The following is a 12329-nucleotide window of genomic DNA, read 5'->3' as shown; positions in this document are numbered from 1 at the left end:
AATCATGGCCTTTGCCGTAAGGTTAACCCTGAAATGAATGGGCGAAGCGCGCTATTTCTTCCCTAAAAACACACCACCAATGCCTACAACAACAAGAATGGCACCAATAATGAGAAACCACATCGCGTTATCAGTAGGTTGACCCGTAAAGGCCTCAGTGACTTCAGATGCAACTGATTGCTTTTCTTGCCAACCGAAATACAACACGATAAGGCCCGCCACCAAAATGGCCAATGACACAATCTTGTTCATTATCGCTATCTCCTTGTAAGTGTCAGAATGACACCACTAAGACTAGACAAGGATGCGTAAATGTCCAATGAACAGCCCCTGCTTCACATGATTTTTTCAAACATGACAACAACCTAGTTGTCCCAATCCGATACCGAATCCCGAATTTTTCCGGTGCTGATCAGCTCTGCAAGCTCATCCGCCATGCGATATCCTGCATCTACCGCTTGCTGCCAGAATTTCTGGCGTGTAGGCACATCCATGTTGGCAAAATCGTGGCGATCAGGGATCTTCTGATAGGGTAAGGCATCAATAAATTTCTGCGTTGGCATCAGAGCTAACGCATTAGGCCAGTCTGCGCCCGATACCCGGCGTTTTAAGTTTTTATCAAACCAGCCTGGAATCACTTCCCGCTGAAAATGAGGATAAAGCACAAGACCTGATTGATCATGAAATGGCAGGTTAAAGTGATAATCAGTTACCCCACCATCACGGTAGACCCCAGGCGGCGCACCGGGAATATCACGCACACCCGCAAGGACCATGGGAATGGAGCCCGTTGCTAACAGCGCATGGCGAAAATTTTCTTGGGTAAGCGCAATATGACGCGTTGGTAAATCGAGCCAGTCTGAACCAAGGGGTGGTTTCGCTTTTGGATGATGAAACACGACCCGTTCAAAGCTATGACGCAAGGTTTTTCGGGAAACCGCATTCAGTGCAGCAGCGCCGAGTAACGAGAGCCCTTGCAGTACACGATTATCAGACGCACCAATACCGCGGCTGCGAACCACAATCATGTGGTGTAAAAAGCGATCCTGCGCAAGGATCTCAGCGATGGCGTCGTCGGTAACGTACTCATTTAACAACTCAATCGCTTTATCGGTGATTTCGCGCACATCCGGTTTTTCGCTATACACAGTGGCACGATAAAGTCGGCAGAATAGCGCACTTGCCTCTGCCGCATCTTCGCGTCCTAAACTGGCGAAACGCCAAGCACCGGCGGAGGTACCAAGCAACTGCATGGGCTGTTGACGTTTGGCAAAAAAATCTCCAAATAGATAGTTATCCAAGCCTTGCAATATAAACCACTTGGGGCCACCTGAAGCGCCCAGCATTAAGCTGATATCATCGGCCTGTAATCCATGCTCTTGAATATGCTCGCGAGCTTTTTTACCGGCGCGCAGATCGATCCATTGCGTCATTCTTTACTTCCTATATGCGTTAACAACCGCGCTTTCGTTCTGCAATCATGCCCAAGACAACCATAATGCCAATCACCAACACGCCAAGATAGCGGGTGGATACTTGCGATAATTGCAGGTGGATAAACGGTGCCATCCAATTCAATAACAAACCGTACCCGAAAGCACACAACAGAACAAATGCCGTGGTGCGAATAATAAAGTGATACTGGATCACTTGATTACGGACAATACGGTTAATGTCGCTACCCCAAATCACCAGCACAGTGGCCGAAATCATCATCGAAATATAAGGTAAGTGGCCACGCATCCAGCTACCCAAAGTGATTAGTACGTCGTTAAGCATGGTTTTTTATTCTCATTCTTCGTAACCCAAAAGGTGGCCTGCAGTATACAAATTAAGGCGTGGAAGTACAGTATCGAAGGAAGCAAACCACGCATTCGTACTGCATCATTCGCGCGGCAATGGTATGCTTTTACTTTATCGACCAAACTAAAGACTAACACCATGAAATTTATTAGTTTTAATATCAATGGCATTCGCGCGCGTTTACACCAGTTGCAAGCCTTGATCGATAAGCATCAACCCGATGTGATTGGCCTGCAAGAGACCAAAGTTCATGATGACGTTTTTCCATTAGCGGATGTAGAAGCAATGGGATATCAGGTTCTCTACTTTGGCCAGAAAGGTCACTATGGCGTCGCCATGCTCTCAAAACTTCCGGTAGAAGATGTAACCTATGGCTGGCCGGGAGACGATTCAGAAGCACAGCGGCGGATGATTATGGCCACTGTGACCGCCTCTTCAGGTGAGAAAATTCGTGTAATGAATGGCTATTTCCCACAAGGGGAATCCCGTGATCACCCGGTCAAATTCCCTGCAAAGGAGAAATTCTACCAAGATCTGATGCAGTACTTAAACGATGAGTTATCACCTGACCAACCGGTGATTTTGATGGGCGATATGAACATTTCGAGCACTGATCTGGATATTGGCATTGGCGAAGAAAACCGCAAACGCTGGTTACGCACAGGGAAATGTAGTTTTCTTCCGGAAGAGCGAGAGTGGTTGCAACGACTGTTGGCGTGGGGATTTACCGACACTTATCGCGAATTGAACCCAGAAACAAATGACCAATTTAGCTGGTTTGATTACCGTTCACGTGGCTTCGATGATAATCGCGGACTGCGTATCGACCTGATCCTTGCCACAGATACGTTAGCTGAACGCTGCGAAGAATCCGGCATCGACTATGAACTACGTGGCATCGATAAGCCGTCTGATCACGCCCCTGTATGGAGCGTGTTTCGGAGCAAATAATAAAAACGAATCAGCACTTATCGTTCTTCCGGTGGAAGTACGGTAAGTGCGGTTCTTAATACCCGCGCTAAATCAATGTAACAGGGGCCTGGTCGGTGACTAGGTAGACGAATATCTTCACCTGAGTCATTGAGCTTTTGTTTCAGCTCGAAGTACCAATGTTTCAGTGGCGGAGGTAACTCGCGATATGCGCGTTGCCCTAGCCAGTAATATCCTTGCAGGGGTAACAACAGAATAAATAGACTTGCGCCAATAATTTGCGGCAAATAATCCATGCCTAAATATTGGAACTGCACAAAGAAGTTTGCCACCGCCGCTATCGGCAAAACACGCGCGCCTAACCGAGTTGCTGGGATGACCTTAGCTTCCGTCATATTGCCAACAACTGCATGATTTGGCCAAACTTTCATGTACTTTATGCCACGCCGAACAGACTTCCACATAAAATATCACCTCACTTTATGCCTTTATGATCGCACAATGCACCCATAAAGATCAAAAAAACAGCATGTGTGCAATTCTCGAACAACGATGCTTTTATATAAAAAACAATAATATAGAGAGTTGAAATCAGCTAATTAACAAGGTTATCCACAGAAAAAGTGGATACCTTTGAATAACTATCCACTCTTTCGTTTTTAGCCTATTTGTGGCACTGTTTTCCCACGTTACCATTGATTGAATAAAGGAACGCATCCATGAGTACTGTTGTGTTCGGCATCACCAACTGCGACACCGTTCGCAAGGCACGGAAATGGCTCAAAGAGCACCAGATTGATTACGAGTTTTCCAACTTAAAAAGCGCCCCTCTCCCTGCGGCTACTATTGAACACTGGATCAATGCCTTAGGTGCGGAGCAGTTGATTAATAAACGCGGAACCACATGGCGTAATCTACCTGACGACGATAAGGGGGAATTAACCCTACCCCGAACTATCCATTTAATACAGCGCCACCCAACCTTGCTGAAGCGTCCCTTAGTTGTACGTGAAGGTGAACTTTTGGTGGGTTTTGATGAAGCTACATGGCAGGGATTCTTTCGTGTCTGATAACCACCCTACACTGCAACTAGCCCGTGAACTTATTAGTCGACCATCCATTACACCTGAAGATGCAGGTTGTCAGACGCTTATGGCAGAGCGCTTAGCCGCCTTAGGCTTTGATATTGAGTCTATGGTGTTTGAAGACACCACCAATATGTGGGCACGACGCAATCAATCTGGCCCGGTATTCTGTTTCGCTGGCCACACCGATGTGGTGCCCCCGGGTGATCGCTCCGATTGGAATACCGACCCCTTCACCCCGACCGATATCGATGGTGTGCTTTTTGGTCGTGGCGCTGCCGACATGAAAGGTTCTCTCGCTGCGATGATTGTTGCGACCGAACGATTTGTGAAGAAACACCCTGATCATGACGGCAGTATTGCTTTTTTAATCACCAGCGACGAAGAAGGCCCTTTCATTAACGGCACCGTCCGTGTGGTCGAAACCCTTGAAGCGCGCTCGGAGAAAATCAACTGGTGCGTGGTTGGCGAGCCCTCATCGACAGAATATGCCGGTGACGTGGTTAAATATGGACGCCGTGGCAGCATGACCGGCTACTTGACCATTGAGGGTGTGCAGGGCCATGTAGCCTATCCTCACCTAGCCCGCAATCCGGTGCACCTAGCGGCACCGGCCATTGCCGAGCTGGCCAGCGAATATTGGGATGATGGCAATGCGGCGTTTCCGCCAACCAGTTTTCAGATCGTTGATATGCGTGCTGGCACCGGCGCCACAAATGTTGTGCCGGGCCGTATGAAAGTAACCTTTAACTTACGTTTTAGCACTGAATCCACCGCTCAGGGACTACAAAAGCGGATTTTAGCCATTCTTGATAAACATGAACTCGTCTATTCCATGGATTGGATTCTCAATGGTGAACCCTTCTTAACTGACCAAGGTCCCTTGGTGGATGCCACAAAAGCCGCGGTAGCCGATGTGATTGGCTCACCACCGGTATTATCAACAGCCGGCGGTACCTCAGACGGGCGCTTTATTGCGCCTACGGGTGCTCAGGTAATTGAACTTGGTCCTGTGAATGCCAGTATTCATAAGGTGAACGAGCACGTTTCTCATCGCGACTTGATTACACTTACCGATATGTATGAGCGTATTTTGGAACGTATATTGGTTCGCTCCAACGGGAATGAGAACAACTAGTATGTCTTCTCCGATGCCGACAGATGCCCAAAGCAATCTCACGACAGCGCAACTTTGTGGTGTCGATAGTGGCCATGTGCAGTCGGTGCCAGGCGAAGCATCACCGCTAATTCGATTGCAACCGGCGGTCGTGCAGGCCTATCAGCGCATGCAAGCGGCCGCAGCTGACGCTGGCATTACGTTGCGCATTGCCAGTGGCTTTCGTAGTTTTGAACGACAGGCGGCTATTTGGGCAAGCAAGTTCGATCAACTGCGTCCACCAATTACCGCCGATGAACTCCATAAAGTGCTGCGCTGGTCTGCCCTTCCTGGGCTTTCCAGACATCACTGGGGCACCGAGTTCGATTGTTATGATCCGGTTGCCCTTAGGGGAGAATCGTTGCAGCTCGAACCATGGGAATACGCCTCTTCCGGGCCGATGGCCGAGTTATTTAACTGGTTGTCGACCCACGCTCATAGTTTTGGGTTCTATCGCCCTTACCTGAGCGACGATGGCCCTGGCGTTGCTGCTGAGCCTTGGCATTGGTCATTCGCGCCACTGGCTTCGTTGTATCAACACCATTACGATAAGCCTCAGGCAATTTTGGATGCGCTTGAGGTGCATTATCGTGACTTCGATGTGGCTGGCCGAGAGCACCTCAACCATCAGTTAGAAAGTTTAGTTGAGCGTTATATGGGCTCAGTTGCAACAATTCCTGAAGCTGCATTGGGCGCCGCGAGCAGAGGAACCTAGCATGTCGATATGGGGAATTATCATTATCGTGCTGGCCATTGGCATTATTTTAAGCAACATTATGTTGGTTAAGAAAACCGCCAATATGAAGATGCCCGAGAGTGTGCTGAAAAAAGCAGAACAGCAGAAGCTACTTGAACAGCAAGAGAAAGATAAAGAAAAGAGCGCGCGTGAAAACCGCTCATCCAATCAGGATGAGCCATAAAAAAACGAGGGCCAAAGCCCTCGTTTCAATCATAATTTACAATGGTATCGCTTAGCTTAACGGAACACCTAAACGCTTGGCCACTTCTTCATAAGCTTCTACCACACCGCCTAAACCTTGACGGAAACGGTCTTTATCAAGTTTTGTGCGTGTGTCTTTATCCCATAGGCGGCAACCATCAGGGCTAAACTCGTCGCCAAGCACAATGCCGCCATCAAATACACCAAACTCAAGCTTATAATCAACGAGCAGCATGCCTGCATTCTCAAACAATGGTTTCAACACATCATTCACAGCGAAGGTTAAGCGTTTCATTTCGGTTAACTGGGCTTGGCTCGCCCAGCCAAAAGCGATCGCATGAGACTCATTCACCATAGGATCGTGCAGCGCATCGTTTTTCAAAAACAATTCAAACGTAGGAGGATTAAGCTCCAACCCTTCTGCTACACCAAGACGGCGCACGAGCGAACCTGCGGCAATGTTGCGCACCACACACTCCACTGGAATCATGTCGAGCTTTTTCACCACACACTCGGTGTTGGATAGCAGGCGTTCCATTTGCGTCGGAATCCCTGCGGCGCTCAACTGCTCCATAATGAAGTGATTGAACTTATTGTTCACCATGCCTTTACGGGCTAGCTGTTCAACTTTTTCACCATCAAACGCAGAGGTGTCATCCCGAAACTCTAAAATAAGATAATCGGGATTATCCGTGGTGAATACTGTTTTTGCCTTACCGCGATACAACTCGTCACGTTTTTCCATTGCCGTTTCTCAGTGATCCTAGGAAATGTTCAGGTTAGTTATTTAAGTTTCTAAAAGCTTCTTCTAGCGCTGGTACCCAAGCGTCTAGCATAGAACGGTCAATCGGATTTCCGTCGATCATCGGCACAACAAATACCAGACCATTCTCCTCATCAACAGAGAAGTTTACTTCGGTACCGCGCGCTAAATCGAGAGGACCACGTTCACCACGACGGAACATGCGTGAGAACCATCCGCGTTTACCGCCTGGCTGGTATTCGCCGTAATACATGCCATCGGTTTGATTCAAATCTTCTACAACAAAGCCTAAATCAGCCATAACCCCAGGCCAGATAATCCAACCCGTGTTGAAATCACCGAAAAAGCGAACTGCTGGGTAGCCGTCTGCGGTTTCAGAAATATCAAATTCCAAGCCTGTTTGAACCGCAGCCACTCGGCCTGCTGTATAACTTTGATTCAAGTTACTGCTCAACGTGTTTAAGAAATCCGCTTCAATATTGCGTTGCAGCATTGCTGGCAAACGATCTTCACGTACCGCACGACCGTCTTCGAGCCAGTTTATCTGATCCGCATTCACGGTAACCGACACAGTGCGACGATGGGAGGGCGCTGTCATAGCAACAGTCAACGTCTGCTCTGATTCTACCGCCACTCGCTGACCACGAATTCGGTTGAAAAATCCGGTGCGAGGAATGGTGTGCTGTTGCATACGAAAGCGATCCGTCACAATAAGACGCTCATCTTCATATTCAGCAAAGTTCGCTCCTGAATCACGCAGGATGCGTTCAACTTCCGACCATACCCAAGCGGGCAAGTCTGATACGCCGTCAACGGCATCAAAAGACAAGGTAGAGGTACGGGAACTCTCTTCCACACGACTTCCTGGCGCAAGCGCAAGGATCTGTCGAGGGGAGCGAATACTTACCGCAGCGCCTTTAGGTGCATTCTGCATCTCTGGCGTTTTTGCAGGTACTTCAAATTGCGTTTGGCTGGGGCGTTCTTCCAAATTTTCTGGAATCACCAATGGGGGGCGTTCCTCCACATCCAGATATCCAAAACCGCCATCCGCAAGGTCACGACTTGACGTACAACCACTCACCATGGCAACACCCATGGCCAGTAAGACTACGTATTTAAACTTCATCCGAACTCCGCTCTTTTAATTGTCCTGAGTTGATTAGTGCCTGTTCGATAACTTTTTCGCTCGCAAGTTCCGGCTCAGTAAGCGGAAGTCGGTAATTTGCTTGAATCCAACCTAGGCGCGCCATTGCCCACTTTACCGGAATGGGGTTGGCTTCGATAAATAATGCTTCGTGTAGAGGTGCTAATTTTCTATCCAGTTCATTGGCCAAATCCACGTCGCCACGGGTTGCCGCATCAACCATACGCTTCATCGTTTGCGGCATTAAATTGGCAGTCACACTAATAACACCATGACCACCGGCTAACATAAATTCCCGCGATGTTGGATCATCACCACTGAGCAGAATGAAATCGTGTCCACAAATGCGTTGTAATTCCGCCACACGTGAAACGTCACCTGTAGCTTCCTTAATGCCTACGATATTTGGCAATTGGGCAAGTTCACCGACCAAGTCAGGCAATAAATCACAGCACGTACGGCCCGGCACATTATATAAGAACTGCGGCAAGTCGCTAGCCTCACCAACGTGCCTATAGTGCTCAATAATGCCGCGTCGACTCGGCTTATTGTAATAAGGCGTGACATTCAAAAAGCCATCTACGCCCAATACCGCAATGCGCTCGGTAAGCTGCACTGCTTCATGAGTGGAGTTTGAGCCATTACCTGCAATCACTTTAATGCGCCCTGCTGCCACCTCTACCGTAGCTCGCACAACGTCTACGTGCTCATCATGGCTCAGGGTTGGAGATTCGCCGGTAGTTCCGACCGAAACAATCGCGTCGGATCCATATTGAATATGAAACTCAACAAGTTCTGTAAGGAGTTTATAATCCACATTACCGTTGCTTGTGAACGGAGTGACAAGCGCCACCATACTGCCGGTCAGCATAGATTCTCCCTCAAAAAATTAGGGCTCAATCTTACTCGCGGAGCACTTCAATGACAAGTCTAGTGCAGCCTTTCCTTACGAGAAATAAACAAATAATTAAAACAGTGCGCAAGCCGATTCCCTTTTGTTCTGTATGAGGACAAGGTATCCTCAGCAATCCTCACTTTGTTACCATTCACGTGTTACATACGACAGGAGCATGTTCATGAAAACATTACAGGTTGGCGATAAAGCCCCCATGTTTACACTGCCGGATCAACAAGGAGAGGCCGTCAGTCTTGAGACGCTTCTCAAACAGAACCGGGTACTCGTTTACTTTTATCCTAAGGCCATGACTCCAGGTTGCACTGTGCAAGCGCAAAACCTTCGGGACACCCGCGACCAACTCGCGAAAAAAGGCGTGGTTGTTGTAGGTATTAGTCCAGATGCGCCGAAACGATTAGCAAAGTTTACCGAGCGTGACTCGCTTAATTTCACATTACTGGGTGATGAAGATCACAAGGTTGCAGATGCTTTTGGTGTCTGGGGCCCGAAAAAGTTTATGGGCCGCGAATACGATGGCATTCACCGAATTAGCTTTTTAGTAGATAAAAACGGAAAAATCGCCCACGTATTTGATAAGTTCAAAACCAAAGATCACCACGAAGTGGTTCTTGAGGCACTTGAGAGCCTCGACAAGTAGCCGAAGCCCCATGCAAAAAGGCCCGCACTCGTCTGAGTCCGGGCCTTTTTCTTATTCTATTCTAGCTTACCTATTCAGTCAGAATTTCCTGCTCATCCCTTCGCGTCGATAACGCAGTAATTACCGCCTTCACCAAGCTTGCGAGTGGAATCGCAAAGAACACGCCCCAGAATCCCCAAATGGCACCAAAGATTAATACGGCGGCAATAATATACACCGGGTGCAAGCTCACTGCTTCTGAGAACAAGATCGGCACTAACACGTTGCCATCGAGCGCCTGAATAATTAGGTAGGCAACAATCAACCAAAGTAAGGTGGCGCTAATTCCAAACTGGAATAACCCGACCAGCGCTACTGGAATGGTTACCACAGCCGCCCCGATATAAGGGACTAACACGGAGAAACCGACCAGAGTTGCCAACAACGCCGCATAGCGTAAATCAAACATCGAAAACACAATATATGTGACCACACCGACAATAACGATTTCCACGGCCTTGCCACGAATATAATTCATGATCTGTAGGTTCATTTCTGAACCCACTTGGCTAATCAAGCGGCGCTGCTCTGGCAGTACCCGATTAAAATGTTCAAGCAACAACACTTTATCTTTAAGCATAAAGAACACAAGTAATGGCACGATAATGAGGTAAACCAACACCACAGCCAACAATACTAACGTATTCAGTGAGCGCTCAAGCAGGCCCTGACCGAACTGCAATAATCGGTCGTTCACTTTATCTGTAAACAACTGCAATTGGCTTGCATCAATAAAGGCCGGGGCAATCTCTTCCACGCCTTCCATCATTTCACGCCAGGCCTGCGCAATTAACGGCAGTTCCGACAGCAAATTAACGCTTTGTTGCCATATCACCGGCATCAGGAACATCACCGACATGAGGGCAAAACTTATAAACAACATAAATACCAATAACACGGCATAAATGCGTTTAAAGCCGATACGCTCAAGCCGACTCACGGGCCATTCAAGCAGGTACGCCAAGGCAATGGCCACTAAAATGGGAGCAAGCACAGTGCCAAACAACACAATCAGGCCAAAACCGATAACTAACAATAACGTTAGTGTGATCGCGTTAGGATCTGAGAATTTGCGAGAAAACCAATCGCGAATATAACCCAACATAAATAGTGCTGCTCCTCTCTGAGCCGAAGATCGCAATCAAGGTTGCGCAGTACTTATTGTATCAAGGGCTGCAACCTTACACCATACGTCCAAAGGTCGACAACCTGCGTACAACCTTTTAGACTCATAAACTAAACCTATGAACGCATTGAACCCAAGTAGTTCTTTAAGGTCTCAAGGATAACCGTGAGTTGCCGTCAGGCCCTTACCCCTAGTCACCTCCGGCTAGATGTAGTTTTGGGTCGATAACTATGGAGTCCATTGGACATGCAAATCAGTTTCCGTGCCCCCGTTGTCAGTATGATATGCACGGCTTTTCTTATTTTTTTCATTGCTTCAAGTCACCAGGCTGCAGCGCACTCACGCACCGACGTGCCGACTATAGGCACGGCCGGCGGTGCCTTTATGTCGATCGAACGGGAACGCCTTTTAGGTGAACACTTTGCCCGTGAAGTTCGCGGCGCGGCTCCAGTGATTGAAGATCCTGTGTTACGAGAATATCTCGAAGGCGTCGGCAACAACTTGGTGCGGCACACAGATAACGTGCGCTACCCATTCAGCTTCTTTTGGATTCGCGACGACAGTATCAATGCGTTCGCCTTTCTCGGTGGCCAAATTGGTATGCATACCGGCCTGCTGATGGAAGCTCAAGATGAATCGGAATTGGCCTCAGTGCTAAGCCATGAGATCGCTCATGTTACACAACGCCACATTGCCCGCAATATGGAGCGTATGACAGCGGCCATGCCGATGACCGTGGCTCAAATCATTGGTGGCATGATCATTGGTGTCATCAACCCTACGTTAGGGATGGCGGTACTCACATCCAATATTGCTGGTTTGCAGCAACGGCAAATTAATTTTACCCGACAGTTCGAGCTCGAGGCGGACCGCATTGGCATGCAGGCGCTCTATCGCGCTGGTTACGATCCAGAAGGTGCCCCTCGCTTCTTTGGTCGCTTGCAAGATCGCTATCGTTATAGCTCAACCTTGCCGCAATTTCTGGTCACCCATCCTTTGCCAGAGTCGCGAATCGCCGACACCCAGTCACGCGCACGCGCGCTCGGCCCGCGCAGCCTGCCACCGAGCCTCGATTTCCAGCTGGCCAAGGCACGGGTGCAGGTCCGTTTTAGCAACCGCCCAGCGCGTGATGTGTTAGCGTCTGTTGAACAGGAATTACGGCGGGAAAGTAATACGACAAAGCAGCATGGACTATTGTACGCGAAAGCACTTGCCCTGCATGAGTTAGAGCGTTACGAAGAAGCCGATCAGATTATTCGCGATCTGCGGAATGCCCATCCCCTCAATTTATTTTTTATCGATACGCAAACAGATATCTGGATTGCGCAAAAACGCTTCGATGAGGTGTTAGAGATGCTGACTACCGAATATTCCCGCCGTCCGAATAATCAGGTGGTTACATTGAACTTTGTCTACGCGGCCAATCATGCAGGTCAATACGCCGTCGCCCGTCGCGTGGTCCAAGATTACTTAATTGAAAACCGGCGCGATGTTTTGGCTTGGCAACTTCTCCATGAAAGCCAGCAAAAATCGGGAAATATTGTGGGTCAACATGAAGCAATGGCAGAAGTGTTAGTGTTGCGCGCAAACTTCAACAGTGCCATTGATGAATTGCATTCTGCCTTTGCCAAATCTGATGAGTCGGATGTTATGAACCGGCAACGGATACAAGCACGTATTCAACAAATCCAAAACTTACAAATTGAGCGCGAACGGGTTTTTGACTTTTAACGAAAACTGAGTACAGTTGCGGGTCACAAATATCGGTTAACTTAAGTTTCAACGATTGC

15 protein-coding genes are annotated in these 12329 nt (G+C 48.4%); 7 read left to right on the top strand and 8 right to left on the bottom strand.

The annotated features are described in order from the left end of the window. Window positions 1–51: 51 nt before the first annotated feature. From HXZ99_RS01265 to HXZ99_RS01255, 3 genes are all read right to left on the bottom strand, one after another. The gene (locus HXZ99_RS01265) at window positions 52–252 is read right to left on the bottom strand and encodes a DUF3185 family protein (RefSeq protein ID WP_194755460.1); all 201 of its coding nucleotides are present in this window, start codon (window positions 250–252) and stop codon (window positions 52–54) included. 113 nt (window positions 253–365) lie between these two features. Further along, window positions 366–1433, bottom strand: coding sequence for a patatin-like phospholipase family protein (locus HXZ99_RS01260; RefSeq protein WP_194755459.1), 1068 nt, complete (start codon window positions 1431–1433; stop codon window positions 366–368). 19 nt (window positions 1434–1452) lie between these two features. Next, window positions 1453–1779, bottom strand: a complete 327-nt coding sequence (locus HXZ99_RS01255) for a DUF3392 domain-containing protein (RefSeq protein WP_194755458.1) — start codon at window positions 1777–1779, stop codon at window positions 1453–1455. Window positions 1780–1941: 162 nt separating this feature from the next. On the opposite strand from HXZ99_RS01255, the gene xthA reads away from it, so the two are divergent. Beyond that, window positions 1942–2754, top strand: a complete 813-nt coding sequence (gene xthA, locus HXZ99_RS01250; RefSeq protein WP_194755457.1) for an exodeoxyribonuclease III — start codon at window positions 1942–1944, stop codon at window positions 2752–2754. Between the two features lie 17 nt (window positions 2755–2771). On the opposite strand, the gene yfbV is transcribed toward xthA, so the two are convergent. Beyond that, a complete protein-coding gene (yfbV, locus tag HXZ99_RS01245) occupies window positions 2772–3197 on the bottom strand; it encodes a terminus macrodomain insulation protein YfbV (protein ID WP_194755456.1) in 426 nt (141 codons plus the stop codon). Between the two features lie 255 nt (window positions 3198–3452). Here yfbV and HXZ99_RS01240 point away from each other — a divergent pair, with 255 nt between their 5' ends. From HXZ99_RS01240 to HXZ99_RS01225, 4 genes are read left to right on the top strand one after another with little or no spacing between them, the layout of a single operon-like run. Further along, window positions 3453–3803, top strand: coding sequence for a Spx/MgsR family RNA polymerase-binding regulatory protein (locus HXZ99_RS01240; RefSeq protein ID WP_194755455.1), 351 nt, complete (start codon window positions 3453–3455; stop codon window positions 3801–3803). Beyond that, entirely contained in the window at window positions 3796–4956 is a 1161-nt protein-coding gene (gene dapE, locus HXZ99_RS01235; protein WP_331458460.1) for a succinyl-diaminopimelate desuccinylase, read from the top strand. The genes HXZ99_RS01240 and dapE overlap by 8 nt, the downstream gene beginning before the upstream one ends. A gap of 1 nt (window position 4957) precedes the next feature. Further along, window positions 4958–5689 carry a M15 family metallopeptidase gene (locus HXZ99_RS01230; RefSeq protein WP_194755453.1) on the top strand — a complete coding sequence of 244 codons (732 nt, stop codon included), beginning with the start codon at window positions 4958–4960 and terminating at the stop codon, window positions 5687–5689. A gap of 1 nt (window position 5690) precedes the next feature. Continuing rightward, the gene (locus HXZ99_RS01225) at window positions 5691–5894 is read left to right on the top strand and encodes a DUF2897 family protein (protein ID WP_194755452.1); all 204 of its coding nucleotides are present in this window, start codon (window positions 5691–5693) and stop codon (window positions 5892–5894) included. A gap of 51 nt (window positions 5895–5945) precedes the next feature. On the opposite strand, the gene purC is transcribed toward HXZ99_RS01225, so the two are convergent. From purC to dapA, 3 genes are read right to left on the bottom strand one after another with little or no spacing between them, the layout of a single operon-like run. Beyond that, complete coding sequence (gene purC / locus HXZ99_RS01220) at window positions 5946–6659, bottom strand: phosphoribosylaminoimidazolesuccinocarboxamide synthase (protein ID WP_194755451.1); 714 nt, start codon at window positions 6657–6659, stop codon at window positions 5946–5948. 34 nt (window positions 6660–6693) lie between these two features. Further along, window positions 6694–7803: an outer membrane protein assembly factor BamC gene (gene bamC, locus HXZ99_RS01215; protein WP_194755450.1), complete on the bottom strand. Its 1110-nt coding sequence runs from the start codon at window positions 7801–7803 to the stop codon at window positions 6694–6696. Beyond that, a complete protein-coding gene (gene dapA / locus HXZ99_RS01210; protein WP_194755449.1) occupies window positions 7793–8692 on the bottom strand; it encodes a 4-hydroxy-tetrahydrodipicolinate synthase in 900 nt (299 codons plus the stop codon). Before dapA ends, bamC begins: the two co-directional genes overlap by 11 nt. Before the next feature lie 205 nt (window positions 8693–8897). Between dapA and bcp the strand changes: the two genes are divergently transcribed. Next, entirely contained in the window at window positions 8898–9374 is a 477-nt protein-coding gene (bcp, locus tag HXZ99_RS01205; RefSeq protein ID WP_194755448.1) for a thioredoxin-dependent thiol peroxidase, read from the top strand. A gap of 70 nt (window positions 9375–9444) precedes the next feature. Here bcp and HXZ99_RS01200 read toward each other — a convergent pair whose 3' ends face one another. Beyond that, window positions 9445–10518: an AI-2E family transporter gene (locus HXZ99_RS01200; protein WP_194755447.1), complete on the bottom strand. Its 1074-nt coding sequence runs from the start codon at window positions 10516–10518 to the stop codon at window positions 9445–9447. A 267-nt stretch (window positions 10519–10785) separates the two neighbouring features. Here HXZ99_RS01200 and bepA point away from each other — a divergent pair, with 267 nt between their 5' ends. After that, window positions 10786–12270 (top strand): beta-barrel assembly-enhancing protease, encoded by a 1485-nt coding sequence (gene bepA, locus HXZ99_RS01195; RefSeq protein WP_456237042.1) that lies wholly within the window; start codon window positions 10786–10788, stop codon window positions 12268–12270. Window positions 12271–12329 lie beyond the last annotated feature (59 nt).

It is taken from the genome of Aliidiomarina indica (genome assembly GCF_015354615.1).
In the GTDB taxonomy this organism is placed as follows: domain Bacteria; phylum Pseudomonadota; class Gammaproteobacteria; order Enterobacterales; family Alteromonadaceae; genus Aliidiomarina; species Aliidiomarina indica.
This window is presented reverse-complemented; position numbering and strand designations above follow the sequence as displayed.